18 protein-coding genes and 2 tRNA genes are annotated in these 26461 nt (G+C 65.1%); 10 read left to right on the forward strand and 10 right to left on the reverse strand.

Going from position 1 to position 26461, the window contains the following annotated elements; translation table 11 throughout:
- Positions 1 to 89: 89 nt before the first annotated feature.
- From lon to OKW29_RS24805, 5 genes are all read left to right on the forward strand, one after another.
- Complete coding sequence (gene lon / locus OKW29_RS24785; RefSeq protein WP_018418078.1) at positions 90 to 2510, forward strand: endopeptidase La; 2421 nt, start codon at positions 90 to 92, stop codon at positions 2508 to 2510.
- Positions 2511 to 2829: 319 nt separating this feature from the next.
- Entirely contained in the window at positions 2830 to 3102 is a 273-nt protein-coding gene (locus OKW29_RS24790; protein ID WP_018418077.1) for an HU family DNA-binding protein, read from the forward strand.
- Between the two features lie 101 nt (positions 3103 to 3203).
- A tRNA-Val gene (locus OKW29_RS24795) sits at positions 3204 to 3279 on the forward strand.
- 47 nt (positions 3280 to 3326) lie between these two features.
- Positions 3327 to 3403: transfer RNA gene (locus tag OKW29_RS24800), tRNA-Asp, on the forward strand.
- 86 nt (positions 3404 to 3489) lie between these two features.
- Entirely contained in the window at positions 3490 to 5421 is a 1932-nt protein-coding gene (locus OKW29_RS24805) for a SurA N-terminal domain-containing protein (RefSeq protein ID WP_429292962.1), read from the forward strand.
- An 84-nt stretch (positions 5422 to 5505) separates the two neighbouring features.
- On the opposite strand, the gene OKW29_RS24810 is transcribed toward OKW29_RS24805, so the two are convergent.
- Together OKW29_RS24810 and OKW29_RS24815 are read right to left on the reverse strand one after the other, a co-directional pair.
- Complete coding sequence (locus OKW29_RS24810; protein WP_184063586.1) at positions 5506 to 5847, reverse strand: hypothetical protein; 342 nt, start codon at positions 5845 to 5847, stop codon at positions 5506 to 5508.
- Between the two features lie 116 nt (positions 5848 to 5963).
- Complete coding sequence (locus OKW29_RS24815) at positions 5964 to 6668, reverse strand: arylesterase (protein ID WP_429292963.1); 705 nt, start codon at positions 6666 to 6668, stop codon at positions 5964 to 5966.
- Here OKW29_RS24815 and OKW29_RS24820 point away from each other — a divergent pair.
- On the forward strand, positions 6667 to 7353 hold the full coding sequence (locus OKW29_RS24820; RefSeq protein ID WP_026225394.1) for an ABC transporter ATP-binding protein: 687 nt from the start codon (positions 6667 to 6669) through the stop codon (positions 7351 to 7353). The genes OKW29_RS24815 and OKW29_RS24820 overlap by 2 nt on opposite strands.
- Positions 7354 to 7489: 136 nt before the next feature.
- On the opposite strand, the gene pgi is transcribed toward OKW29_RS24820, so the two are convergent.
- From pgi to OKW29_RS24835, 3 genes are all read right to left on the reverse strand, one after another.
- Positions 7490 to 9112 (reverse strand): glucose-6-phosphate isomerase, encoded by a 1623-nt coding sequence (pgi, locus tag OKW29_RS24825; RefSeq protein ID WP_429292964.1) that lies wholly within the window; start codon positions 9110 to 9112, stop codon positions 7490 to 7492.
- 347 nt (positions 9113 to 9459) lie between these two features.
- On the reverse strand, positions 9460 to 11100 hold the full coding sequence (locus OKW29_RS24830) for an NAD(P)H-hydrate dehydratase (protein ID WP_429292965.1): 1641 nt from the start codon (positions 11098 to 11100) through the stop codon (positions 9460 to 9462).
- 178 nt (positions 11101 to 11278) lie between these two features.
- A complete protein-coding gene (locus tag OKW29_RS24835) occupies positions 11279 to 12574 on the reverse strand; it encodes an FAD-dependent oxidoreductase (protein ID WP_429292966.1) in 1296 nt (431 codons plus the stop codon).
- A gap of 313 nt (positions 12575 to 12887) precedes the next feature.
- On the opposite strand from OKW29_RS24835, the gene purL reads away from it, so the two are divergent.
- Positions 12888 to 17024, forward strand: coding sequence for a phosphoribosylformylglycinamidine synthase (gene purL / locus OKW29_RS24840; RefSeq protein WP_429292967.1), 4137 nt, complete (start codon positions 12888 to 12890; stop codon positions 17022 to 17024).
- 165 nt (positions 17025 to 17189) lie between these two features.
- Here the strand turns inward: purL and OKW29_RS24845 are convergent, their stop codons facing one another.
- The 5 genes from OKW29_RS24845 to OKW29_RS24865 all read right to left on the reverse strand — a co-directional run bounded on the left by OKW29_RS24845 (position 17190) and on the right by OKW29_RS24865 (position 21040).
- A complete protein-coding gene (locus OKW29_RS24845) occupies positions 17190 to 17969 on the reverse strand; it encodes a peptidylprolyl isomerase (protein ID WP_429292968.1) in 780 nt (259 codons plus the stop codon).
- A gap of 10 nt (positions 17970 to 17979) precedes the next feature.
- On the reverse strand, positions 17980 to 18291 hold the full coding sequence (locus tag OKW29_RS24850; protein ID WP_429292969.1) for a BolA family protein: 312 nt from the start codon (positions 18289 to 18291) through the stop codon (positions 17980 to 17982).
- Between the two features lies 1 nt (position 18292).
- Positions 18293 to 18823 carry a septation protein A gene (locus OKW29_RS24855; protein WP_085481354.1) on the reverse strand — a complete coding sequence of 177 codons (531 nt, stop codon included), beginning with the start codon at positions 18821 to 18823 and terminating at the stop codon, positions 18293 to 18295.
- Positions 18824 to 18985: 162 nt separating this feature from the next.
- The gene (gene msrB, locus OKW29_RS24860; protein ID WP_184033490.1) at positions 18986 to 19408 is read right to left on the reverse strand and encodes a peptide-methionine (R)-S-oxide reductase MsrB; all 423 of its coding nucleotides are present in this window, start codon (positions 19406 to 19408) and stop codon (positions 18986 to 18988) included.
- A gap of 75 nt (positions 19409 to 19483) precedes the next feature.
- A complete protein-coding gene (locus OKW29_RS24865; RefSeq protein ID WP_429292970.1) occupies positions 19484 to 21040 on the reverse strand; it encodes a protein adenylyltransferase SelO in 1557 nt (518 codons plus the stop codon).
- Between the two features lie 155 nt (positions 21041 to 21195).
- Between OKW29_RS24865 and OKW29_RS24870 the strand changes: the two genes are divergently transcribed.
- The 3 genes from OKW29_RS24870 (at position 21196) to OKW29_RS24880 (ending at position 26452) form a co-directional block, all read left to right on the forward strand.
- Entirely contained in the window at positions 21196 to 22893 is a 1698-nt protein-coding gene (locus OKW29_RS24870) for a 3-(methylthio)propionyl-CoA ligase (protein ID WP_429292971.1), read from the forward strand.
- 142 nt (positions 22894 to 23035) lie between these two features.
- Entirely contained in the window at positions 23036 to 25126 is a 2091-nt protein-coding gene (locus tag OKW29_RS24875) for a 3-hydroxyacyl-CoA dehydrogenase NAD-binding domain-containing protein (protein ID WP_429292972.1), read from the forward strand.
- A 147-nt stretch (positions 25127 to 25273) separates the two neighbouring features.
- Positions 25274 to 26452, forward strand: a complete 1179-nt coding sequence (locus OKW29_RS24880; protein WP_429292973.1) for an acetyl-CoA C-acyltransferase — start codon at positions 25274 to 25276, stop codon at positions 26450 to 26452.
- The last annotated feature ends 9 nt before the right edge of the window (positions 26453 to 26461 follow it).

Genomic DNA, 26461 nt, shown 5'->3' on the forward strand with positions numbered 1-26461 from the left:
CACTGAACTTTTCCCACACGCGGAGGCTTGCAAAATTTTCTGCTGGCCTCACCTATCGAACGAACTGATTCCACTCATGGGGAAATGAAATGTCAGGAACCCAACTCCTCCCGCCGGAACGCATTACGCTGCCGCTGCTCCCGCTGCGCGACGTAGTCGTTTTCCCGCACATGGTGATTCCGCTCTTCGTAGGCCGCCCGAAGTCGATCAAGGCTCTCGAAGCAGCGATGGAAGGCGGCAAGCACATCATGCTCGTCGCCCAGAAGACGGCTGCGAAAGATGAGCCGACCGAAAAGGACATGTACGAAGTAGGGTGTATCGCCAACATCCTGCAGATGCTGAAGCTGCCCGACGGTACCGTGAAGGTGCTCGTCGAAGGCTTGCAGCGCGCGAAGACGCTTTCCATCGAAGAACAGGAAACGCAGTTCTCGTGCGAAGTCATGCCGCTCGAACCTGACCACGCCGACAGCGCTGAAACCGAAGCGCTGCGTCGCGCGATCGTGTCGCAGTTCGACCAGTATGTGAAGCTGAACAAGAAGATCCCGCCGGAGATCCTGACCTCGCTGTCGGGTATCGACGAGGCAGGGCGTCTCGCCGACACGATCGCGGCGCATTTGCCGCTCAAGCTCGACCAGAAGCAACACATCCTCGAGATGTTCCCGGTGATCGAGCGGCTCGAGCATCTGCTCGCGCAACTCGAAGCCGAGATCGACATCCTGCAGGTCGAAAAGCGTATCCGCGGGCGCGTGAAGCGTCAGATGGAGAAGAGTCAGCGCGAGTACTACCTGAACGAACAGGTCAAGGCGATCCAGAAGGAACTCGGCGAAGGCGAAGAAGGTGCGGATCTCGAAGAACTCGAGAAGCGCATCACGGCCGCCCGCATGCCGAAGGAAGCGAAGAAGAAGGCCGACGCCGAGCTGAAGAAGCTCAAGCTGATGTCACCGATGTCGGCGGAAGCGACGGTCGTGCGCAACTACATCGACACGCTGATCGGCTTGCCGTGGCGCAAGAAGAGCAAGGTCAACAACGACCTGTCGAATGCGGAGCGCGTGCTCGACGAAGACCACTTCGGTCTCGAGAAAGTGAAGGAACGCATTCTCGAGTATCTCGCGGTCCAGCAACGTGTCGACAAGGTCAAGGCGCCGATCCTGTGCCTCGTGGGGCCTCCGGGCGTCGGTAAGACTTCGCTCGGTCAGTCGATCGCGCGCGCGACGAACCGCAAGTTCGTGCGCATGGCATTGGGCGGCGTGCGTGACGAAGCCGAGATTCGTGGCCACCGTCGCACGTACATCGGTTCGATGCCGGGCAAGATCCTGCAAAGCCTGACCAAGGTCGGCGTGCGCAATCCGCTCTTCCTGCTCGACGAAGTCGACAAGATGGGTCAGGATTTCCGCGGCGATCCGTCGTCGGCCCTGCTGGAAGTGCTCGATCCGGAACAGAACCACACGTTCGCCGACCACTACGTCGAAGTCGACTTCGATCTGTCGGACGTGATGTTCGTGGCGACGTCGAACTCGCTGAACATTCCGCCGCCGCTGCTCGACCGGATGGAAGTGATTCGTCTGTCTGGTTATACGGAAGACGAGAAGGTCAGCATCGCGCAGCGTTATCTGCTGCCGAAGCAGAAGAAGAACAACGGCCTCAAGGATGGCGAGGTCGATGTGACGGAAACTGCGATCCGCGACATCATTCGTTACTACACGCGCGAAGCGGGCGTTCGCTCGCTCGAGCGTGAAATTTCGAAGATCTGCCGCAAGGTCGTGAAGATGCTTCTGCTGAAGAAGGCGGAAGGCGCGGTGAAGGTCGACGGCAGCAACCTCGACACGTTCCTCGGCGTGCGCAAGTACGACTTCGGTCTGGCCGCGAAGGAAAATCAGGTGGGCCAGGTCACGGGTCTCGCGTGGACGGAAGTGGGCGGCGATCTACTGACCATCGAAGCCGCGGTGATGCCGGGCAAGGGCAATGTGATCCGCACGGGTTCGCTCGGCGACGTGATGAAGGAATCCGTCGAAGCGGCGCGCTCGGTCGTGCGTTCGCGTTCGCGTCGTCTTGGCATCAAGGACGAAGCGTTCGAGAAGCAGGACATTCACATCCACGTGCCGGAAGGCGCAACGCCGAAAGATGGTCCTTCGGCTGGTATCGCGATGACGACCGCGCTGGTGTCGGTGTTGACCGGTATTCCGGTGCGCGCCGATGTCGCGATGACGGGCGAAATCACGCTGCGTGGCGAAGTTCTGCCGATCGGCGGCCTGAAGGAAAAGCTGCTGGCGGCGCATCGCGGTGGCATCAAGCTGGTGCTGATTCCGGAAGAAAACGTCAAGGACTTGACGGAGATTCCGGACAACGTGAAGAACGCGATCGAAATCGTGCCGGTCCGCTGGATCGACAAGGTGCTCGAACTTGCGCTCGAGCGTGTACCGCAGGCGTTACCGGAAGAAGAACCGAAGCCCTCGGCGCCGGTTGGGGCTGAGCCGGGCAAGGATGCCGCGACGGACGTCGTCAAGCACTAAGGTTCGATGCGCATCAGAATGCGCTGACGCCAAAGCATTCTGCAGCGGTGTCGTTCGCTGAAGCAGAAAACCCGCGGTCAAGAGCCGCGGGTTTTTTTTGCCCGCGCGGCTTCGTCGCCAGGCCGCATCGTCAGCCTTTCCGCTGCAACATACTGTGACAAAAGCGCCCCTCTAAAATAACGCCGATCAGGCTCAACCCCGGTTGACACAAGGGTTTCGGCCGCTTCTAATGAGGCGGCCTGGCGTTCGCGCCGGCCGCGTGGCGGGAGGTGCTGGAAAGCACTGTCACGATTGCCAATAAACATTCACGGGGGTTTGAATGAACAAGACGGAATTGATCGATCACATCGCACAGCAAGCCGACATTTCGAAGGCCGCGGCGGGCCGTGCGCTCGATGCAGTCATCGCGGGCGTCAAAAACACGTTGAAGAAGGGCGGATCTGTGACGTTGGTCGGCTTTGGCACGTTCGCGGTCGGCAAGCGCACCGCGCGCACCGGACGCAATCCGCGCACGGGCGCCGCGATCAAAATCAAGGCAGCAAAAGTTCCTAAATTTAGGCCTGGCAAAGCTCTGAAGGATGCGCTAAACTAGTGCGCTTGTTGCTTGAGGAATTGCTTAACCCGACTGCATGAACGATTCACGGGGAGGGCAGCGGCAAGGCAGAAAACACATCAAGCACTGAATCAGGAAACGGGTGCTTAGCTCAGTTGGTAGAGCGGCGCCCTTACAAGGCGTAGGTCGGGAGTTCGAGCCTCTCAGCACCCACCAGTTTCAGATTCGGCTGCAGTGTTTCCAGTCGCAAAAGTGCAGTATAAGGAGTGGTAGTTCAGTCGGTTAGAATACCGGCCTGTCACGCCGGGGGTCGCGGGTTCGAGTCCCGTCCACTCCGCCAGTATCCACGAAAGGCGAACTCCGGTTCGCCTTTTTTGTTGCCCGCTGTTGTAAGATCGGGCGTTCTGTTTTTGGCACCCCTCACGCATGCTCGATTTTTTCCGCAATCACCAACGCCTGATGATGCTCATGCTCATCCTCGTCATTTTGCCGGGGTTGGGTTTCGTGGGTATTCAGGGTTTCCGCGGCTTCTTTGACGAAAGTGCAAACGTCGCGAGTGTCAACGGTCACAAGATCACCCGTGTCGAATACGACGACGCGATGCGCCAGCAGATCGACCGCGGGCGTCAGATGCTCGGCGCGAAGTTCGACATGAAGTCGTTCGACACGCCGGAGCGCCGTCGCCAGATGCTCGACGGCATGATCGAGCAGCGTGTGCTTGCCGACGAAACGCAGCGTCTGCATCTGAGCGCATCGGACGAAGCGGTGCGCCGCGCGCTGCTGTCCGATCCGGTGATCTCGTCGCTGAAGAATCCCGACGGGTCGATCGACCTCGACCGCTACAAGCAACTGCTCGCGATGCAGGGCATGACGCCCGATCAGTACGACGAGCGCGTGCGCTACAACCTCGCTATGCAACAACTGCCCGCGAGCATCGAGGCGAGCGCGTTCACGTCGAAGACGCTCGCGCAGCACTTGACCGAGCTCGCGCAGCAGCAGCGTGAAGTGCAGGGCATCGCGTTCCATCCGCACGATTACGCGGCGAAGATCCAGCCGACCGATGCGCAACTGCAAGCGTACTACGACGCGCATCGCAACGACTTCGCGACGCCCGCTACGGCGACGATCCAGTACCTGGTGATGTCGCCGGCCGCGCTGAGCGCATCGGTGCAGCCGAGCGACGCGGACCTGAAGAAGTACTACGACGACAACATCGCCCACTTCCGCACCGAAGGCGAAGTGCGCGCGAGCCATATCCTGATCGCGGCACCGAAGGACGCGAGCGCGGCCGACAAGGCCAAAGCGAAGCAGAAGGCCGAGGAGTTGCTCGCGCAGCTCAAGGCGCATCCGGACCAGTTCGCGCAGATCGCGCAGCGGAACTCGCAGGATCCGGGTTCGGCATCGAAGGGTGGCGATCTCGGTTACTTCGGCCGCGGCATGATCGCGGGCGGCCAGGCGTTCGACGACGCGGTGTTCGCTCTGAAGAAGGACGAAATCAGCGGCATCGTCCAGACCGACTTCGGTTTCCACATCATCAAGGTCACCGATATAAAGCCGGCGGTCACGAAGTCGTTCGACGAAGTGAAGGACCAGATCGCCAGGGAGCTGAAGACGCAACTGGCGAGCAAGGCGTTCACCGACAGCTCGGAAGGTTTCACGTCGCTCGTCTATGAAAAGGCCAAGAGCCTGCAGCCGGCCGCTGACAAATTCAAGCTGCAGATCCAGACCGCGACGGTCACGCCGCAGCCGGATCCGAAGCTGCCGCCCGACAGCCCGCTGAACAACCCGAAGTTCCTCGCAGCCGTGTTCGCGAACGACTCGGTATCGGCGCACAACAATACGCAGGCCATCGACGTCGGCAACAACACGCTGATCGCCGCGCGCGTGACCGACTACAAGCCCGCTGCCGTGCCCGCATTCGACGCGGTGAAGGACGCGGTGCGTCAGAAGGTGATCGCCGTGCAGGCGAACGAAGCAGCGCACAAGGACGGCGTCGCAAAGCTGGCCGAGTTCGAGAAGTCGAAGGCGACCGCCGGTTTCTCGTCGCCGCTGAAGGTGTCGCGCAATGACGCGCAGGGCGTGCCGCCTGCCGCACTGAGCGCAATCTACAAGGTCGATGCGCAAAAGTTGCCGGCCTACGTCGGTGTCGATCTCGGCGACGACGGCTATGCGATCTATCGCGTGAACCAGATCGTGCAGCCCGCGGCCACCGACGCGCAGCATCTCGCTGTCGCGCAGCAGCAGATCGCGCAGGTGGACGCGCAGTCGCAGACCGAAGCCTATCTGAAAGCGCTGCGCGAGCGCTCGAAGGTGAAGTTCTACGGTACGCTCGACAGCGCCGCCCAGCCGGCCGATTAGTAAGCCGCAGTAAGCATTACCTGCTCGTCCAGAAGCAAGCCCCGCATTTGCGGGGCTTTTTTTATCTACAGCCAGGTGGCAGCTTTACAGACAGCCGCTGATCGCGCCGGTGGCGTTGCCACCGCCAGCGCCGCCGGCGCGAAAGCCGACCCACGTGCCCTTGCCGCTATACGAAGGACGGACCACCGCGGCCGCGCCGTTGGGCGGCTGCTGGCCCGGGACGTAGACGTCCATGGCCTGATCGTTGGCGAGGATGGTTTGCGAGACCACCTGTTGTTGCGAACTATCCGCCCATTTCTGCGCGATGCAGGTTGCGACGGCGCGAGGCGGCTGCTGGCTTTGACCCACCGACTGAACGCCGGCCGGCGGTTGAGCCGCGCAGGCCGAGATGGCAATGGTCAAAGCGATTAACGGTAAATATTTCAACGTTATCTCCTCAGAAGTCGCTCAAGAATGAGCCGGGTCGCAGGGATTGCCCATATGTCGAACGGCTCGGCGATCCGTGTTCCCCAGGTTCCGGAAACAAGTCGTTAGCAGGTCTTTCAGTGCGGCGAACTTGTGCGAAGAAGTGGCTTGACAGCGGGCCACACGTTGTTGAGTAGCAGCGGCTGTGCCTGCTGCGTCGGGTGGAGCTGATCGGCCTGGAACATGTCCGGTTTATCCGCGATGCCGGCGAGAAGAAACGGCACGAGCGGCACATGGAACTCCTTCGACAGCTGGCCGTAGAGGTCGTGGAACTTTTGCGTATAGTCGGGGCCGTAATTGGGCGGCACGTACATGCCGACGAGCACGACCTTCGCGTGGCCTTGCTGCGCCTGTTCGATGATCGTGCGCAGGTTGTCCTCGGTCGTCGAGAGCGGCACGCCGCGCAACGCGTCGTTGGCGCCGAGCTCGACGATCACGATGCTCGGCTTGAGCCGTTCCATCAGCGCGGGCAGACGCGCGCGTCCGCCGCTCGTCGTGTCGCCGCTGATGCTCGCATTGGCGACGCTATAATCGATGCGCTCTTCGGCCAGACGCTGACGCATCAACGCGACCCAGCCCGTATCGCGGGGCAGCCCGTACTCAGCGGAGATGCTGTCGCCGAGCACGACGATCACCGGCTTCGCGGGTTCGGGCGTATTCGCCGCGTGAGCCCGCAACGGTAACGAAACCAGCGCGGCGGCCATCATGGTCGCGCCGAATGCCGCAGACAGCGCCGCGGCGCGAGGGGCGATGGCGCGCACTTTCAACCTACGCTTCACCATGCCAAACAGAACTGATCCAGTCATTGAAGTGCGGGGTTTGTGCAAGAGGGTTAAGGATGCTGCGGGCGAACTGACGATTCTCGATGACATCGATCTTGCCATCGATGCCGGCAGCAGCGTCGCGATCGTCGGTGCATCCGGGTCGGGCAAGTCTACGCTGCTCGGCTTGCTCGCGGGATTGGACAGTGCTAGCGCGGGCTCGGTTCGGCTGCTCGGGCGCGAACTCGGCGAGCTCGACGAAGACGGCCGCGCCGCGTTGCGAAGCGGCGCGGTCGGCTTCGTGTTCCAGTCGTTTCAGTTGATGCCGCATCTGACCGCGCTCGAAAACGTCACGTTGCCGCTCGAACTGCAAGGCGGCATCGGCACACGCGAGGCCGCCGCGCGTGCGCGTGAACTGCTCGAACAGGTTGGGCTCGGGCAGCGTACCGGTCATTATCCGAAGCTGCTGTCGGGCGGCGAGCAGCAGCGCGTCGCGCTCGCGCGCGCGTTCGTCACGCGCCCGGCGATCCTGTTCGCCGACGAACCCACCGGCAGTCTCGACGCGGCCACCGGCCACGCGGTGATCGATCTGATGTTCGAGATGAATCGCGCGCACGGCGCGACGCTCGTGCTCGTGACACACGACATCGAACTCGCGCGGCGTTGCGATACGACGGTGACGATCGAAGCGGGGCGGCTCGCTTGATGGTCCGGCGGATCGCGGGCTTGCGCTCGCGTACCTCGGGCATGTCGTCGTCGAAGCAAAAACAAAGCGGGCCGTAGCCCGCTTCGTTCTGTTTGTGGCGCGTTATCGCCCGCTATCGTGCGCTCCAGACTTCCATTCAGCGCTTCAACGCAGCCCGGGCCCGCGCGATCAGCGCCGACGTCGACGAGTCATGCTTCTTCACGTCGGCACTCGCCGCGCCCAGATCGGCCTCGACCACCTTGCCGAGGATCTTGCCGAGTTCGACGCCCCACTGATCGAACGGATTGATGTTCCACACCGACGCCTGCACCAGCACCTTGTGCTCATAAAGCGCGATCAGCGCGCCGAGCGTGCGCGCGGTCAATGCGTCGAGCAGCAGTGTCGCGGTGGGGCGGTTGCCGGGGAACGTCAGGTGCGGCGCGAGTTCCGGCTTGTCGGGGCCGGCCACTTTCTTCGCTTCCTCGAGCGTGCGACCCAGCATCAACGCTTCGCTCTGCGCGAAGCAGTTCGCGAGCAGCTTCGGATGATGGCTCGCGAGCGGATGCTCGGGCGTCAGCAGCGCGATGAAATCGATCGGCACGATCGTCGGGCCCTGGTGCAGCATCTGGAAAAACGCGTGCTGACCGTTCGTGCCCGGCTCGCCCCACGTGACTGCGGAAGTCGCATAGTCGACGAACGCGGCGTCGAGACGCGCGGACTTGCCGTTGCTCTCCATTTCGAGCTGCTGCAGATACGACGGCAGGAAATGCAGCGCCTGCGAATACGGCGCGACCAGATAGCTCTGCGAGCCGAAGAAGTTGCGATACCAGATGCCGATCATGCCGAGCAGCACCGGCAGGTTCCTGTCGAGCGGCGCGGTGCGGAAGTGCTGGTCCATCTCGTTGGCGCCGGCGAGCAGCTCGTCGAACTGTTGCGGACCTACCGCGATCATGATCGACAGACCGACGGCCGACCACAGCGAGTAGCGTCCGCCGACCCAGTCCCACATCGAGAACACGTTCTCTTGCGCGATGCCGAACTTGACGACTTCGGCGGTATTGGCCGACACACCGACGAAGTGCTTCGCCAGCGCGCTTTCCCGGCAGCCTTTCTGGATGAAAAAGTCGCGCAGCGAGCGCGCGTTGGTCATCGTCTCCAGCGTCGTGAAAGTCTTCGACACGATGATCGCGAGCGTCTCTTCGGGATCGATCTGCTGCATCACGTCGTACAGATCGGCGCCGTCCACGTTCGACACGAAGTGCGTCGAGATCTCGGGCGTCGCGAGATGATGCAACGCGTGCACGACCATCTTCGGCCCGAGATCCGAGCCGCCGATGCCGATGTTCACGACATGACGGATCCGCTTGCCGGTGTAGCCGGTCCATGCGCCGCTGCGGACCTGCTCGGCGAACGCGGCCATTTTCTTGCGCTCGGCCTGCACTTCGGCGAAGAACGGCGCCTTCGGGTCGGTTGCGCGCAAGGCCGTGTGCAGCGCGGCGCGGCCTTCGGTCGGGTTGACGACCTCGCCCGCGAACATCGCGTCGCGGCGCTTTTCGACGCCGGCTTCGCGGGCGAGTTGCACGAGCAGTTGCAGGGTTTCGTCGGTGATGCGGTGCTTCGAGAAATCGGCTGAGAGACCGCCGCCCGCGAACGTGAAGCGTTCGGCGCGCGTGGGAGCGGGATCGTTCTCGGGGGCGAACCAGTCGCGCAGATGCGCATCGCGAATCGTGTCGTAATGCGTCTGCAGCGAGGACCAGGAGGGGAGCGAGTTCTGGGTCATAGCGTCCGTCTAACCAAGGGGCACGAAGGAAGGCGCGCGCATGAAGCGCGGCCGAGAATGATGCGGCGATGCAGTCAGAGCGATGCCACGCGGCCCGGAGCGGGACAGGTGCCGACGATACTTCGCGAAGCGGGTGAACTTCGCGAAAAGGCGAGGCGGCGCTCGCGCCCGCTGGAGTATCGCCGCGACCCGCGATCGATCCGACGCGCGGCGCAGGCAATCAGTATAGCGGGGATGCGCGACGGGCAGCAGTGCGTTGCGCGCGCTCGCGATGATTGGGATCGCGATGTTTCAACGGTGTGAACGAGCGCCGCGAACGCGATTCGAATTCAGAGTAATCGCGCGCGTCAAGCAAGCGGCGCCGAATAGAACAGCCGGTTCAACAAGGTACGCACCATCGGTGCCAGCTCGCCGGCCGTCAGCCCAGCGGGGCCGTGGCCCTGCGCGGTCAGCGTATCGGCGGCGAGGCCGTGCAGATAGACGCCCGCGAGCGCCGCCTCGAAGCGTGGCAGATGCTGCGCGAGCAGCGCGCCGATGATGCCGCCGAGCACGTCGCCGGTGCCGCCCGTCGCGAGCGCGGCGTTGCCGGTCGGGTTCAGCGCGAGGCGGCCGTCGGGCGCGGCGATGATCGTGCCGACGCCCTTCAGCACGACGACGCTCGCAAAACGCGCCGCGAGCGCGCGTGCGGCCGCGAGACGGTCGCGTTGCACGCTCGCCGCATCGCTGCCAAGCAGGCGCGCCGCTTCGAGCGGATGCGGAGTGAAAATGCACGGATCGCCTTGCACGCCGCGCGCGGTGACTTCCGCGGCGAGCGCGGGATCGTTGGCGACCAGGTTCAGCGCGTCGGCATCGAACAGCTTGGGCACGTCGAGTTGCAGCACGTCGTGCAGTACCCGCGTCGCGCGTTCGCCGTGCCCCATGCCGCAGCCGATCGCGAGTGCGTCCATCGAATCGAGCGGCAGCGTGTCGATCGGATGCAGCATCAGTTCGGGGTGCGGCGGATCGTAGGGCGGGGCGCCTTCGCCGAGCAGCGCGACGTGGACCTTGCCCGCGCCGGTGTAGAGCGCCGCGCGTGCCGCGAGAATCGGCGCGCCGCACATGCCGGTGTCGCCGCCGACCACCGCGAGGCTGCCGAAGGTGCCCTTGTTGGTCGCGAAGTTGCGTGGGGGCATGAAGGGGCCGAAGAGATCGGACGCGCTGAGCTGGATCGCCGCACGTGAGGCGCTGGTGGCAGCGTCCTGGCTGCCCCCGCCGTTGATCCCTGCCACGAGCCCGATCGGTGCGACCGTCACTCGCCCGGCGAGATCGCGGCCTTGCGCGGTGAAAAGCCCCGGCTTCGCGCCGATGAACGTGATCGTGTGCGTCGCATGGACCGCCGCCGCGCCGTTGCCGCCGATCACCGCGCCGGTGTCGCTGTCGAGCCCGCTGGGCACATCGAGCGCGAGCACGGCGCCTTGTGTCGGGCGCGCCTTCGTGCGCTGCGACACCTGCCGCGCGAGCGTCGCGAAGACGCCGTCGAGCGGCCGCGCGAGCCCGATGCCGAACATACCGTCGACGAGCCAGCCATAGCCGTCGAGCGAGGCGGGCGGCGCCGCGTCGATCGGCACGCCGGCGGCGCGCGCGGCGTCGAGCGCCCAGCGCGCGTCGGCGGGCTTCACTTCAACCGGCATACAGACTTCGACTGCGATGCCGGCCTTGTGCAGTTCCGTCGCGACGACCAGCGCGTCGCCGCCGTTGTTGCCGGGGCCGGCGACCAGCCACGCGCGCTGCTGCGACTTCGTCACCGACGTATCCGCGGCGATCCGTTCGAGCAGCCAGCGCGCGGCCGCGTGACCGGCGCGCGCCATCAGCGTGTGCTCGGGCAGGGCCGCGGCGGCCTGGGATTCGGCGATCCGCAAGTCGGTCAGCGTCAGCAGTGGCAGCGCAAGCGGCTGCGAGTCGGTCAGCGGATCGAAAAGGGAGAGCAGCGAGTTTTCTGCGTCTGTCATGGCGAAACCTGGCGGTGCGCCCGCGGCGCGGCGGGCAGACTTTGGAATCGCTATGTTAGTGCCGATAGGCGCACGGCGTGCGGCTGTTTCGGTGCGTGCGGCGGAAGCGGCGCGATGAACGCGGGGTATCGACAGCGGGCTGTCAGCCCGCCATACCCGCCTGGAACCGCACGAAACCTTACTGGAACCGCTCCGGCCTCAATGCAGCGAGCGTGTCTTGCGGCAACGTCGGCGTCTGTCCCGACATCAGCTGTGCAACGAGCTTGCCCGCGCCGCAGGCGAGGCCCCAGCCGGCCGGGCCATGCCCGACGTTGATGAACAGCCGCGGATGCAGCGCGTTGCCGATCACCGGCAAGCCATCGGGCGACAGCAGTTTCAAGCCTTCCCACGGCAGCGCCGCCGAAATGCGCGCGGCGCCCGGAATCCAGTCGTGCGTCGCCTGGCCGAGCAACGCGAGCGCCTCCTTGGTCAGCGCTTCGCCGAGCGGCTTGTCGATCTGGCTCGCGCTTTGCAGCACCGCGCCGCCCGCGATCCGCAGCCGATGGTTCATGCGGCTGATGCCGATGCGCTTGACCGCATCGACGATCGCGACGTGCGGCGCGCATTCCTCGTGCGCGATCGGCGCGACCAGCGAATGCAGTCGCAGCGGATGCAGCGGCAGCTTGAGCCCCGCGCGTTCGAGCAGCGCGAGGCTGCCGTAACCGGCGGCGACCACGACGGCGTCGGCCTGGACCACGTCGATCTCGCGCGAGCGGGGCGCGCCGTCGCGCGGCGCCAGTTCGACCGCCGCGCGCTGACTTTCGAGACGAATGCCGGTCACCTCGCAGTTCGGCATGAACTGCACGCCGCCTTGGGTATCGAGCACCTGTTTGACGAGCTTGGTAAAAAGCGGACAGTTCGCGGTGCGCTCGTGCTCGAACAGCACGCCGCCGGCGAATTCAGGATCTGTGGGGACCGCATGCTCGAACGCCGCGCATTCGGCCGGGCTCAGCACGTGATGCGGCACCTCGAACCGGTGCAGCAGATCGAGCGCGGCGGCGTTCAGCTCCCATTCGTGGGCGCTGCGCACGAGGTACAGCAGACCGCTCGCCTGTTCGAATTCGAGGCCGAAGCGGGCTTCGACGTCGGCCATCGCATCGCGCGAGGATTCGATCAGCGGCCGCAGCAGCGCGTACTGGCGCGCGAACGCCTCGGGCTCCTGCCATGCTCCGAGCTGCTTGATGAACTGCCGCGCGGCGCCGTTGAAGCCAGTCTTGCTGATCACGCCATTTTTCGCGTTGTAGCGGCTCGCCATGAAGGTCGGGCCGAACCAGACGTCGAGCGGCGTCGGCAGCACGTTGCCGCCTTGTCCGTAGGTGGCGCCTTGCGCGACGGTCGCGTGACGCTCGACGACGCATACCCGGTGGCCGGCCGCGCGCAGGTGATAAGCGGTGGCGACGCCCGCTACCCCGCCGCCAATGACGATGACATCCATGCTCTGATTCGATGTGCCGACGGGCGGCTCGCGCGCGTTCCCGCTGGCTGTGACATGCGGCGCGCCGCCGGGTGAAACCCGGGCCACGTGCGCCGATCTGGTGAAACGCGAATGATAGCAGTCAAAACACCCGCGCGGCGACGCGACGGGCACCGCGGCGACGCCTCGCGCGGGCAGGCGCGGCCCGCCGCCCACGCACCCCGGAGCCCGCTGGAAGCCCGTTCCCGGGGTATAATCTGCGACTTCCTTTCCGCCTCACGTCGCCTGCATGCGCGGCTCCCCGGCATCAATGAGCGACGCAACGTCAAGTCCCATGGCCCACTTCTCGTGTTTCCCCGGCGCTTCGGCCCTCTCCGATTTCCGTCAAACCCGCCTGCTCGACACGCTCACGCGCATCGACCCGAATATCACCGGCGTGCGCGGGCAGTATCTGCACTTCGTGAATGCCCAGACCGAACTGTCCGCTGAAGATAGCGCGAAGATCGAGGCGCTGATGCACTACGGCGATCCGTTCGAAGAAGGCAAGGAGCGTGGCACGGTCGAGACCGTCCTCGTCGTGCCGCGCTTTGGCACCGTGTCGCCGTGGGCCAGCAAGGCAACCGACATCGCGCATCTGTGCGGGCTCACTCAGGTGCGCCGCATCGAGCGCGGCGTCGAGTACTCGGTGACGCTGAAAAGCGGCCTGCTCGGCGGCAAGAAGACGCTGTCGGACGAAGCGCGCGCGGCCGTCGCCGCCGCGCTGCACGACCGCATGACCGAGAGCGTCGCGCCGTCGCGCAACCACGCGTTGCATCTGTTCGACGAATTGCCGGCCAAGCCGCTGCAAACCGTCGATGTGCTCGCGAGCGGCCGCGCCGCGCTCGAAACCGCCAACGCGGAACTGGGCCTCGCGCTCGCCGACGACGAAATCGACTATCTGGTCGACGCATTCACGAAGCTCGGCCGCAATCCGACCGACGTCGAGCTGATGATGTTCGCGCAGGCCAACAGCGAGCACTGCCGCCACAAGATCTTCAACGCGGACTGGACGATCGACGGCGAGAAGCAGGACATGTCGCTGTTCAACATGATCCGCAACACCGAGAAGCTGAACCCGCAGGGCACGATCGTCGCGTATTCGGACAACTCGGCGATCATGGTCGGCGGCATGGCCGAGCGCTGGTTCCCGCGCACGCCGGCCGACCTCGGCGCGAGCGAATTGCCCGAGCACTATGGCCGCAGCGTCGAGCTCACGCACACGCTGATGAAGGTGGAAACGCACAACCACCCGACGGCGATCTCGCCGTTCCCGGGCGCCGCGACCGGCGCAGGTGGCGAAATCCGCGACGAAGGCGCGACCGGACGCGGCGCGCGTCCGAAGGCGGGCCTCGCGGGCTTCACGGTATCGAACCTCGAACTGCCGGATGGCGTCGAGGCGTGGGAAAACGCCCGCGACACCGCTCAGCCGCTCGCGCAGCGCAATCCGGCCGACCAGCACGAAGCGTACGGCCGCCCGGACCGCATCGCCTCGCCGCTGCAGATCATGATGGACGGCCCGCTCGGCGCCGCCGCGTTCAACAACGAATTCGGCCGGCCGAACCTCGGCGGCTACTTCCGCACCTACGAGCAGAACGTCGCGGGTCTCGTGCGCGGCTATCACAAGCCGATCATGATCGCGGGCGGCATCGGCAATATCTCCGACCAGCACACGCACAAGCACGATCTGCCGGAAGGCTCGCTGCTGATCCAGATCGGCGGCCCGGGCATGCGCATCGGCATGGGGGGCGGCGCCGCGAGCTCGATGGCGACCGGCACCAACACGGCCGAGCTCGACTTCGACTCGGTGCAGCGCGGCAACCCGGAAATCGAGCGACGCGCGCAGGAAGTGATCAACGCGTGCTGGCAACTCGGCGACAAGAACCCGATCCTCAGTATTCACGACGTCGGCGCGGGCGGTCTGTCGAACGCGTTCCCCGAAGTGGTGGACGGTGCGGGCAAGGGCGCACTGTTCGAACTGCGCAAGATCCAGCTCGAAGAAAGCGGTCTGTCGCCGCGCGAAATCTGGTCGAACGAAGCGCAGGAGCGCTACGTGCTGGCGATCGCGCCGGCCGATCTGCCGGTGTTCGAGGCAATGTGCAAGCGAGAGCGCTGCCCGTTCGCCGTGATCGGCACGGCCACCGCCGAGCGTCAGCTGAAGCTCATTGATTCCGAACAGCAGGAAGGCGCGCACCAGCCAGTCGATATGCCGATGGAAGTGCTGCTCGGCAAGGTGCCGCGTATGCACCGCGACGTAAAGCGTGCCGAGCGCAGGCTCGAACCGGTCGACGTGACCGGCCTCGCGCTGCAGGACGTCGCGCAGAGCGTGCTGCGTCATCCGACGGTCGCGAGCAAGTCGTTTCTGATCACGATCGGCGACCGCTCGGTCGGCGGCACGACCGCGCGCGATCAGATGGTCGGTCCGTGGCAGGTGCCGGTGGCCGACGTCGCGATCACGACGATGGATTACGCAGGCTTCAGCGGCGAAGCGATGACGATGTCCGAGCGCACGCCGCTCGCCGTCATCAACGCACCGGCCTCCGGCCGTATGGCAGTCGGCGAGGCGATCACCAACATCGCGGCGGCGCCGATCGCGTCGCTCGACAAACTCAAGCTGTCGGCCAACTGGATGGCCGCGTGCGGCGCGCCTGGCGAAGACGCCGCGCTCTACGACACGGTCAAGGCGATCGGTATGGAACTGTGCCCGGCGCTCGGTATCGGCATTCCGGTCGGCAAGGATTCGCTGTCGATGCGCACCCGCTGGGAAGAGAGCGGCGTCGCGAAGGAAGTGGTCGCGCCGGTGTCGCTGATCATCTCCGCGTTCGCGCCGGTTGAAGACGTCCGCAAGCATCTGACGCCGCAACTACAGCGCGTGAGCGAAGTCGGCGAGTCGGTGCTGATTGCGATCGATCTCGGCCGCGGCAAGCAGCGTCTGGGCGGCAGTATTCTCGCGCAGGTCACGCAGCAGGTCGGCGACACGGTGCCGGACGTCGACGATCCGGAAGATCTGAAGCGCTTTTTCAACGCGATCCAGGCGCTCAATAGCGACGGCAAGCTGCTCGCGTACCACGACCGCTCGGACGGCGGCCTGTGGGCGACGATTTGCGAAATGGCGTTCGCGGGTCACGCGGGCGTGTCGCTGAACGTCGACATGCTCGTGCTCGACGCGCACCACGAATCCGATTACGGCGACGCGAAGGACTGGGCGAAGCAGACCAGCGGCCGCCGCGAAGACCGCACGCTGCGCGCACTCTTCAACGAAGAGCTCGGCGCCGTCGTGCAAGTGCGCGCGGCCGATCGCGACGCGGTGCTCGCCGCGCTGCGCGAGCACGGTCTGTCGGCCTGCTCGCACGTGATCGGCAAGACCAACGAGCGCGACGTGATCGAGATCTATCGCGACGCGAAGAAGCTCTACGAGGCGCCGCGTGCCGAACTGCATCGCACGTGGAGCGAAGTGAGCTGGCGCATCGCGCGTCTGCGCGACAACCCGGCTTGCGCCGACGGCGAATACGACGCGCTGCTCGACGCGGCGGACCCTGGCATCACGCCGGTGCTGAGCTTCGATCCGGCCGACGATGTCGCTGCGCCCTTCGTCCCCCAAGGGGACTTCCTTCGGGGCGTCCCCCAAGGGGACTTCCTTCGGGGCGTGGGCAAGGGCGCGCGTCCGCGCGTCGCGATCCTGCGCGAGCAGGGCGTGAACTCGCATCTGGAGACGGCCTATGCATTCGATCGCGCCGGCTTCGACGCGCACGACGTGCACATGAGCGACCTGCTCGCGGGCCGCGCGAACCTCGCCGATTTCGCGGGCGCGGTCGCGTGCGGCGGCTTCTCGTACGGCGATACGCTGGGCGCCGGCGAAGGCTGGGCCAAGACGATCCGCTTCAACGCGCAACTGGCCGACATGTTCGCCGCGTTCTTCAGTCGTGGCGACACGTTCGCGCTCGGCATCTGCAACGGCTGCCAGATGATGAGCAGCCTCGCGTCGATGATCCCCGGCGCCGAAGCATGGCCGAAGTTCACGCGCAACAAGTCGGAGCAATTCGAGGCACGCTTCTCGCTCGTCGAGGTGCAGGCATCGCCGTCGCTCTTTTTCGCCGGCATGGAAGGCTCGCGCATTCCGGTCGCGGTCGCGCACGGCGAAGGCTTTGCGGACTTCTCGCAGCAGGGCGACCAGTCGAAGGTCGCGGTCGCGATGCGCTATGTCGATCACCGTGGTCAGGCGACCGAGCAGTATCCGTTCAACCCGAACGGTTCGCCCGAGGGCATCACCTCGGTCACGACGGCCGACGGCCGCTTCACGGTGCTGATGCCGCACATGGAGCGCGTGCATCGCGCGGTGCAGATGAGCTGGCATCCGCAGGGCTGGGGCGAGATCGGCACGGACGCGAGCCCGTGGCTGCGCGTGTTCCAGAACGCGCGTCGCTGGCTCGGTTGATGAGTCAGGGGGCTGCCGCCCGCGTGCGGCGGCTCCTGTTGGCGGCAACCACGCACGCCGCCGCTGCAAATCTTGCAGCAACAAAAAAGCCGCCCACGGGCGGCTTTATCGCATTCAGGCTTCAGAGCCAGGCGGACTATCCGAAGACAATCTGCCCGCCGACCCTTACTGAATCTTCGCGTTCTTGCGCAGATTCTCTTCGAACGCCTGCAGCTTTTCCTGCTGGATCTGCTGCACGATCTGCGCGCGCACCTGCTCGAGCGGCGGCGGCGTGACGGCGCGGATGCCGTCGACACGGATGATGTGCCAGCCGAATTGCGTATGCACCGGCGTGTCGGTCATCTGGCCTTTCTGCAGATGCATGGCCGCGTCCGCGAATTCAGGCACGTAGGCCTTCGGGTCCGACCAGTCGAGATCGCCGCCGTTCTTGCCCGATCCCGGATCCTTCGAGTACTGCTTGGCCAGGGCCTCGAAGCTCGCGCCGGCCTTGATCTTCGCGATCAGGTCCTTCGCCTGTTGCTCGTTGTCGACGAGGATATGGTGCAGGTGATATTCCTTGCCGCCCGCATCCTTGACGAGCGCGTTGTAGCGCGCGGTGATTTCGGCGTCGGTCGGCTGATTGTTCTTTACGAAGTCTTCGATCAGCGCGCGCAGCACGACAGTTTGCTGCGCGACCGCGATTTGCGCCTTGACGTCCGGACGGTTCGGCAGCCCGCGACGCAGCGCTTCCTGCATCAGGATTTCGCGATTCACGAGCTCTTCGCGCACGGCCTGCTGCAGTTGCGGCGTGTCCTGCTGTCCCTGGTGAACCAGTTGCTGGATCAATGCATCGGCGCGCGACTTCGGAATCGGCGTACCGTTCACCACGGCGATGTTCTGTGCGAATGCAGGTGCGGCCGCGAACGCAGCCAGCAATACCCAGAGGCGGGTTTTCTTCAAGGTCATCGAAAGGTTCCTAGCGGGGCAACAAAGCAAATTCTTCGGGCGTATACGCCGTGATGGCAAGGGCATGAATGCCGCGCTGCATGGCATCGGCCAGCGCATCATACACCATGCGATGCCGCGCCACGCGGGGCTTGCCGGCAAACGCGACGGCCACGATCGTGACACTGAAATGACCGCCGGCGGCGGCACCAGCGTGGCCCGCGTGCTGTGCGCTGTCGTCGGTGATGTGGATCGATTCGACGGGCGCGAGCGCGGCCGCGAGGCGCGCCTCGATGAGCGCGGCGCGCTCGGCGGTGGTGGCGTGCATGAACAGGTTGCTCATGTCATTCCTCCTTCATGTACTTAGACAGCCACAGGCTCTGTCCGACGATGAACACGAGCAGGCAGCCCGTCGCGCCGAACAGCTTGAAATTGACCCACTGATCGGTCGTGTAGTGATACGCGACGAACAGGTTCAGCAGACCGAGCAGCACGAAAAACACCGCCCAGATCAGGTTCAGCTTGCCCCAGATCGCGTGCGGCAGCGTGATCTGCTTGCCCATCATCGCTTCGATCAGGTTCTTGTTGAAGCCGAGCTGCGACACGATCAGCGCGACGGAAAACGCCCAGTACAGCACGGTCGGCTTCCATTTGATAAAGGTGTCGTTGTGCAGCACGAGCGTCGCGCCGCCAAATACGACGACGACGCCGAGGCTCACCCACAGCATCGGGTCAACCTTGCGGTGGCGGAACGCCACCCACGCGATCTGCACCAGCGTGGCGACGATCGCCACTGCCGTCGCCGTGAAAATGCCCCAGATCTTGAAGGCGACGAAGAACAGGATGATCGGGAACAGATCGAACAGGAATTTCATTATCTGATCGGGAAGTCGGAGAGTGAGTCGAACGTTGAAGCGCGCCCGCCTGGCGTGCAAGGTGCGCGGTGCCCGCTGGCGAGCGGGACTGCCGCATTGGAAGGGCGCCGCGCGCACTTCCAATGCGGCGCCGAAGGCGGGCAGGGATGCTGCCGCGCCGCGTTACTTGGGCTCGAATTGTAACGCAGCCGAATTGATGCAGTAACGCAGACCGGTCGGCGCCGGTCCGTCCTCGAACACGTGGCCCAGATGCGCGCCGCAGTTCTTGCACTGCACCTCGATGCGCAGCATGCCGTGTGAGCGGTCGGTCTTCTCGGCGATCACCTCGCCGTTGATGGGGCGGAAATAGCTCGGCCAGCCGCAGCCGGCGTCGAACTTGGTGTCCGATTCGAACAGCGGCGTGCCGCAGCACACGCAGTCGTAGACGCCGCGTTCCCAGTGATCGTCGTAGCGGCCCGTGAACGGGCGCTCGGTGGCCGCATGGCGCGTCACCTGGTATTCCATGTCGGTCAGCTGCTTGCGCCACTCGGCGTCGCTTTTCTGTACGGCTGGGGCGTCATGCTTGAGATCGTCGGGGTTGTTCATGGTCGGGTTCCTGTCTCGGGTTTGCCTCGGTGCTTTCTCGTGGGGCGGCCGTGGCGATTCAACCGCGCCGGCGCGTCATGACGAACAGCTCACTTCCAGTGAGTTCGCCCAGTCGGGCGGCAGGCCTGCATACGACGCGTATTCGGGCTGCTCGTCGAACGGGTGACGCAACACGGCCGCGAGCCGTTCCACCTCGGAGAAATCCTTCTCCTTCGCGCGTTGGATCGCCGTCTCCGCAAGATGGTTGCGAAGTACGAATCTGGGGTTCACGCGATTCATTGCAATGGCGCGCGCAACGTCGTCGCGTGACTCTTCGGCGAGCCGCGCGCGATAGTCGTTCGCCCATGCGTCGAAGGCGACGCGATCGAGGAACAGGTCGCGCACCGGCGTGTCGCCGCTCGCATCGTGTTTCGACAGGCGCGCGAGATTGCGGAACGTCAGCGTGAAATCGGCGCGGTTCGCGTGCATCACTTCGAACAGCCGGTTGACCAGCGCGTCGTCGCCGTCGCGCGCCTGTTCGAGGCCGAGCTTCGCGCGCATGCGGTTTTCGAGCGCCGGCGCGAAACGGTCCTTGAAGCCGGCGAGCACGTGCTGCGCATCTTCGACCGCCTTGTCGGCGCGCACGCTTTCGTCGTGCTTCTCGCCGAACAACGGCAGCAGTCCCTGCGCGAGGCAGAACAGGTTCCAGTACGCGATTTGCGGCTGCAGCCGGTAGGCGTAGCGGCCCTGCGTATCGGAGTGATTGCAGATGTGGCCGGCATCGAAGCCATCCATGAAACCGAACGGGCCGTAGTCGATCGTCAGGCCCAGGATCGACATGTTGTCGGTATTCATCACGCCGTGACAGAAACCGACCGCCTGCCAGTCGACCATCAGATCCGCGGTGGAGCGCACCGCCTCGGCGAGCAGCGCCAGATACGGATCGTCGGCCTCCTTGCAATGCGGATAGAAGCGCTCGATGACGTGATCGGCGAGCGCGCGCAACGCGTCGACACGATCGTTCGCGTAGAAGTGCTCGAAGTGGCCGAAGCGCACGAAGCTCGGCGCGACGCGCGTGACCACCGCGGCGGTTTCGATCGTCTCGCGCCGCACCGGCTGGTCGGAGCCGATCACGCACAATGCGCGCGTGGTCGGAATGCCGAGATGATGCATCGCCTCCGAGCACAGATATTCGCGGATCGACGAGCGCAGCACCGCGCGGCCGTCGCCCATGCGCGAATAGGGCGTGCGGCCCGCGCCTTTGAGCTGCAGTTCGTTGCGCTCGCCGTCGTGTTCGAGCTCGCCCAGACCGAGCGCGCGGCCGTCGCCGAGCTGGCCGGCCCACACGCCGAACTGATGCCCCGAGTACACCGACGCATAAGGCAGCGTGTCGGCCGGCCAGTCGCGCGTCGCATTGCCGCAGAACAGCTCGATAAAGCCCGGATCGCGCTCGATGCCCTCGGGCATCCCGAGCCGCGCGGCGGTCTCGGCCGAGAAGCCGACGAGATAGGGTGCGTCGAGCGGCGCGGCGGGCAGGCGCGTGAGGAACGTGCCGCCGAGCCGCGCGAACGCGTTGGCTGGGGGAGTGGCGAGTGTGTTGGAAAGATCCGTCAAAGCTGCGGATAGCCCTGCAAAGCTTGGGGAAAACGACATGTTGAGCGCCTCTGGATTAGCCGATATTGTAAGTCCGCGCCCGCGGCGCTGCTGGGCGGCCGCCTTCATCGTTCGGACCATGCTGCTGCGCTCGACGCCGCCACGATCTTGCGCCAACCCATCGACCCACTAACAAGCCGAGGAGACCCCGCCTTATGACGACGCCGCTGCTGGGCCAGATGATGGACGTGCCGCTCACCGTGTCATCGTTGCTCGCGCATGCCGCGCGGCATTTCGGCAGCACCGGGATCGTGTCGCGGCGCATCGAAGGCGACCTGCATCGCTACACCTATCGCGATTGCGAGCAGCGCGCGAAGCAGCTCGCGCAGGCGCTCATCGCGCTCGGTGTCGAACCGGGCGAACGCGTCGCGACGCTCGCGTGGAACGGCTACCGGCATCTCGAAGCGTATTACGGCACCACCGGGTTCGGCGCCGTGTGTCACACGATCAACCCGCGGCTTTTCCCCGACCAGATCGCCTACATCGTCAATCATGCCGACGACGCGTACGTGCTGTTCGACACGACGTTCGCCGCGCTGGTCGACACGCTCGCGCCGCAGTGCCCGCGCGTGCGCGGCTGGATCGCACTATGCGATGAAGCGCATCGGCCGCCGATGCAAACGTCGGTGCTGTGCTACGAAACGCTGATGGACGGGCAGGACGGCCGCTTCGACTGGCCCGCGCTCGACGAGCGCCAGGCGTCGTATCTCTGCTATACGTCGGGCACGACCGGCAATCCGAAAGGCGCGCTGTATAGCCATCGCTCGACGGTGCTGCACGCGTTCGGCGCGGCGTTGCCCGACGCAATGAACCTGTCGGCGCGCGACTCGGTGCTGCCCATCGTGCCGATGTTCCATGTCAACGCATGGGGCCTCGCGCACGCGGGGCCGCTGACCGGCGCAAAGCTGGTGTTCCCCGGCAAGGATCTCGACGGCAAGTCGCTGTACGAACTGATGGAGAGCGAACGCGTCACGTTCTCGGCCGGCGTGCCGACCGTGTGGCTCGGTCTGCTGAACCACCTGCGCGAAACGGGCGCGAGGTTTTCGTCGCTCGAGCGCACGGTGATCGGCGGTTCCGCCTGTCCGCCCGCGATGTTGCGGATACTCGAGGACGACTACGGCGTGCAGGTGATCCATGCATGGGGCATGACGGAGATGTCGCCGCTCGGTACCTTGTCGAAGCTGACCTGGGAGCAGAGCCAGCGGCCGCTCGCCGATCAGCGCAAACTGCTCGAAAAGCAGGGTCATGCGATCTACGGCGTCGACATGAAGATCGTCGGCGAGGATGGCCGCGAGCTGCCTTGGGACGGTGTCGCGTTCGGCGATCTGCACGTGCGCGGGCCGTGGGTCATCGACCGGTATTTCCGCAAGGAAGACTCGCCGCTCATCGACGGCTGGTTCCCGACCGGCGACGTCGCGACGATCGACCCCGACAGCTTCCTGCACATCACCGATCGCTCGAAGGACGTGATCAAGTCGGGCGGCGAATGGATCAGCTCGATCGACGTCGAGAACGTCGCAATCGCGCATCCGGCGGTCGCGGAAGCCGCGTGCATCGCGTGCGCGCATCCGAAGTGGACCGAGCGCCCGTTGCTCGTCGTCGTCAAACGCGCGGGGCAAGACGTCACCCGCGACGAACTGCTCGCGCACTACGACGGCAAGGTCGCGAAGTGGTGGATCCCCGACGACGTCGTGTTCGTCGACGACCTGCCGCACACGGCGACCGGCAAGCTGCAGAAGCTGAAGCTGCGCGATCTGTTCCGCGACCACGTGCTGCCGTCCGCGCTCGAAGACGGCCGCAGCTGTCCGCTGACCCCCGAGTCCCAGGGGAAACCCCACTCGGGAATAAATTGAACGTTCGTTCTTTTTTGGTGTATCGTGCCTGCTGACCCCGGAACCGTCGCTTGAAAAAGTCTGACCATAAGCAGGCTCGATGAACCGGACGGGCGGCGCATCATGCGCCGCCTCAATGCATGGATCGCACGGAGGCACGCAGATGGCAGTGGACTACATAACTCGTGACGGCGTGGCCGTCCTCACGCTGAACAATCCGCCCGTCAATGGGCTCGGTCTGTCGACGCGCGCGGGTATCGTCGAAGGGCTCGAGCGCGCGCAGAACGATCCGGCCATCGAGGCCGTCGTGCTGACGGGCGCGGGCAAGGCCTTTTCGGGCGGCGCCGACATCACCGAATTCAATACGCCGAAGGCGACCCAGGAGCCGACGCTCGCGACCGTCATCAAGGCCGTCGAAGGCAGCGCGAAGCCGGTCGTCGCGGCGATCCACAGCGTCGCGATGGGCGGCGGCCTCGAACTTGCCCTCGGCGCGCATTACCGCGTCGCCGCGGCCGGCGCGCAGATCGCGCTGCCCGAAGTGAAGCTCGGCATCCTGCCGGGCGCGGGCGGCACGCAGCGTCTGCCGCGCGCCATCGGTCTGGAAGCGTCGCTGAACATGATCGTGTCGGGCGCGCCGGTGCTCTCGGAAAAGCTCGCCGATTCGGGGCTGTTCGACGAAGTCGTCGCGAATCCCGCCGAACTGGCCGAAGCCGCGCTCGCGTTCGCGCGCAAGGTCGGCGCCGAGGCCGGCCCGCATCCGAAGGTGCGCGAGCGCAAGATCGAACATCCGAATGCGGCCGGTTTCATCCAGTTCGCGCGCAATAGCGTCGCGGCACTCGCGAAGAACTTCCCGGCGCCGCATAAATGCATCGACGCGGTCGAAGCCGGTGTGAAGGACGGCTTCGACAAGGGCCTCGCATTCGAGCGCGAATGCTTCATCGCGCTCGTGCAGACACCGGAGAGCCGCGCGCTGCGTCACGCGTTCTTCGGTGAGCGGGCGGCGAGCAAGATTCCCGACGTGCCGTCAGATACTTCGGTGCGCGACATCGAGCGGGTGGCCGTGATCGGCGCCGGCACGATGGGCGGCGGCATCGCGATGAACTTCCTGAACGCGGGCATTCCGGTCACGCTGCTGGAAACGAAGCAGGAGGCGCTCGACCGCGGTCTCGCGACGATCCGCATGAACTACGAGGCGACCGTCAGGAAAGGCAAGCTGAAGCCCGAGGTGATGGAACAGCGCCTCGCGCTGCTGAGCCCGACGCTGTCCTACGACGACCTGAAGCACGCCGACATGATCGTCGAAGCCGTGTTCGAAGAGCTGGGCGTGAAGGAGCAGGTGTTCCGCCGGCTCGATGAAGTCGCGAAGCCCGGTGCGATCCTCGCGTCGAACACGTCGACGCTCGACGTCGACAAGATCGCCGCGTTCACGAAACGTCCGCAGGATGTGGTCGGCATGCACTTCTTCAGCCCGGCCAACGTGATGAAGCTGCTCGAAGTCGTGCGTGGCAAGGAGACCGCGAAGGACGTGCTCGCCACCGTGATGAAGCTCGCGAAGAAGATCAGGAAGACCGCGGTGGTGTCGGGCGTGTGCGACGGCTTTATCGGCAACCGGATGATCGAGCAATACGTTCGTCAGGCGCTCTTCATGCTCGAAGAGGGCGCGCTGCCAGCGCAGGTAGACAAGGCCATCGAGAAGTTCGGCTTCGCGATGGGTCCGTTCCGCATGAGTGACCTCGCCGGCAACGACATCGGCTGGGCGATCCGCAAGCGCCGCTATCTCGAACACCCCGACATGCACTACTCGAAGATCGCCGACCGTCTGTGCGAGATGGGCCGCTTCGGCCAGAAGACCGGCGGCGGCTGGTACGACTACGAGGCGGGCGATCGCACCGCATACCCTTCGGGCGTGGTCAACGAAATGATCGGCGAGTACTCGAAGGAAACCCGCTCTGAGCGCCGCAAGATCAGCGACGAGGAAATCGTCGAGCGTCTGGTGTTCGCGCTCGTCAACGAAGGCGCGAAGATTCTCGAGGAAGGCATCGCGTCGAAGGCGTCGGATATCGACATGGTCTATCTGACCGGCTACGGCTTCCCGTTACATCGCGGCGGCCCGATGCTGTACGCGGACACGGTGGGGCTCTACAACGTCGAGCGCGCGATTCGCCGCTATGCGGCGCGGCCGAACGGCGACGCGTGGAAGCTCGCGCCGAGCATCGCGAAGCTCGCGGCCGAAGGTCGCGGGTTCAACGGCTGAGCGCGGCTGGCTTCAGCCCACGAATTGAGCGGTGCGGGTTCCCTCCGCATCGCTCGCGTCAAACGACAGAGGCGGCGCGGTGATGCGCTTTTGAACGCACGGCAGTGAGCCGGCGCGCCACTTTTGACACTGCAATTGGAGACATGCATGACTGACGCCGTAATCGTATCCACCGCCCGCACGGGTCTCGCCAAATCGTGGCGCGGCGGTTTCAACATGACGCACGGCGCGACGCTCGGCGGCCACGTGACGCAGGCCGCGGTCGAGCGCGCGAAGCTCGATCCGGCGCGCGTCGAGGACGTGATCATGGGTTGCGCGAATCCGGAAGGCGCGACGGGCGGCAATATCGCGCGGCAGATCGCATTGCGCGCGGGCTTGCCGGTCAGCGTGCCGGGCATGACCGTGAACCGTTTCTGCTCGTCGGGATTGCAGACGATCGCGCTTGCGTCGCAACGCGTGATCGCCGGCGAGGGCGACGTGTATGTCGCGGGTGGCGTCGAGTCGATCTCGTGCGTGCAGAACGAGATGAACCGCCACATGATGACCGACGGCTGGCTCACCGAGCACAAGCCGGAAATCTACTGGTCGATGCTGCAGACCGCCGAGAACGTCGCGAAGCGCTACTCGATCTCGAAGGAACGCCAGGACGAATACGGCGTGCGCTCGCAGCAACGCGCGGCGGCCGCGCTCGAAGCCGGTAAATTCAAGGACGAAATCGTGCCGTTGACGGTGCTCGCCGGCGTCGCCGACAAGGCGAGCGGCCGTCTCTACACGAAGGAAGTGACCGTCAGCAGCGACGAAGGCATCCGCGCCGACACGACGCTCGAAGGCGTGTCGAAGATCCGCACCGCGCAGCCGGGCGGCGTGATCACCGCGGGCAATGCGAGCCAGTTCTCGGACGGCGCATCCGCTTGCGTCGTGATGAACGCGACGCTGGCCGAACGCGAAGGGCTGCAACCGCTCGGCATCTTCCGCGGTTTCGCGGTGGCCGGCTGCGAGCCCGACGAGATGGGCATCGGGCCGGTGTTCGCGGTGCCGAAGCTGTTGAAGAAAGCCGGCCTCAAGGTCGAGGACATCGGCCTGTGGGAGCTGAACGAAGCGTTCGCGGTGCAGGTGCTCTATTGCGCCGACCAGCTCGGCATTGCGCACGACCGCCTGAACGTGAACGGCGGCGCGATCGCGGTGGGCCATCCGTACGGCGTGTCGGGAGCGCGGCTCGTCGGCCATGCGCTGATCGAAGGCAAGCGGCGCGGTGTGAAGTTCGTCGCCGTGACGATGTGCATCGGCGGCGGGCAGGGCGCGGCGGGTTTGTTCGAAGTGGTTTGAGCGGGCGTG

The sequence above is a fragment of the Paraburkholderia sp. CI3 genome (assembly GCF_050436505.1).
In the GTDB taxonomy this organism is placed as follows: Bacteria; Pseudomonadota; Gammaproteobacteria; order Burkholderiales; family Burkholderiaceae; genus Paraburkholderia; species Paraburkholderia tuberum.

Bases quoted from the DNA above. Each gene is read 5' to 3' on its own strand.
- lon (WP_018418078.1), top strand. From the start codon at position 90: ATGTCAGGAACCCAACTCCTCCCGCCGGAACGCATTACGCTGCCGCTG.
- OKW29_RS24790 (WP_018418077.1), top strand. From the start codon at position 2,830: ATGAACAAGACGGAATTGATCGATCACATCGCACAGCAAGCCGACATT.
- OKW29_RS24805 (WP_429292962.1), top strand. From the start codon at position 3,490: ATGCTCGATTTTTTCCGCAATCACCAACGCCTGATGATGCTCATGCTC.
- OKW29_RS24820 (WP_026225394.1), top strand. From the start codon at position 6,667: ATGCCAAACAGAACTGATCCAGTCATTGAAGTGCGGGGTTTGTGCAAG.
- OKW29_RS24815 (WP_429292963.1), bottom strand. From the start codon at position 6,668: ATGGTGAAGCGTAGGTTGAAAGTGCGCGCCATCGCCCCTCGCGCCGCG.
- pgi (WP_429292964.1), bottom strand. From the start codon at position 9,112: ATGACCCAGAACTCGCTCCCCTCCTGGTCCTCGCTGCAGACGCATTAC.
- OKW29_RS24830 (WP_429292965.1), bottom strand. From the start codon at position 11,100: ATGACAGACGCAGAAAACTCGCTGCTCTCCCTTTTCGATCCGCTGACC.
- OKW29_RS24835 (WP_429292966.1), bottom strand. From the start codon at position 12,574: ATGGATGTCATCGTCATTGGCGGCGGGGTAGCGGGCGTCGCCACCGCT.
- purL (WP_429292967.1), top strand. From the start codon at position 12,888: ATGGCCCACTTCTCGTGTTTCCCCGGCGCTTCGGCCCTCTCCGATTTC.
- OKW29_RS24845 (WP_429292968.1), bottom strand. From the start codon at position 17,969: ATGACCTTGAAGAAAACCCGCCTCTGGGTATTGCTGGCTGCGTTCGCG.
- OKW29_RS24850 (WP_429292969.1), bottom strand. From the start codon at position 18,291: ATGAGCAACCTGTTCATGCACGCCACCACCGCCGAGCGCGCCGCGCTC.
- OKW29_RS24855 (WP_085481354.1), bottom strand. From the start codon at position 18,823: ATGAAATTCCTGTTCGATCTGTTCCCGATCATCCTGTTCTTCGTCGCC.
- msrB (WP_184033490.1), bottom strand. From the start codon at position 19,408: ATGAACAACCCCGACGATCTCAAGCATGACGCCCCAGCCGTACAGAAA.
- OKW29_RS24865 (WP_429292970.1), bottom strand. From the start codon at position 21,040: ATGTCGTTTTCCCCAAGCTTTGCAGGGCTATCCGCAGCTTTGACGGAT.
- OKW29_RS24870 (WP_429292971.1), top strand. From the start codon at position 21,196: ATGACGACGCCGCTGCTGGGCCAGATGATGGACGTGCCGCTCACCGTG.
- OKW29_RS24875 (WP_429292972.1), top strand. From the start codon at position 23,036: ATGGCAGTGGACTACATAACTCGTGACGGCGTGGCCGTCCTCACGCTG.
- OKW29_RS24880 (WP_429292973.1), top strand. From the start codon at position 25,274: ATGACTGACGCCGTAATCGTATCCACCGCCCGCACGGGTCTCGCCAAA.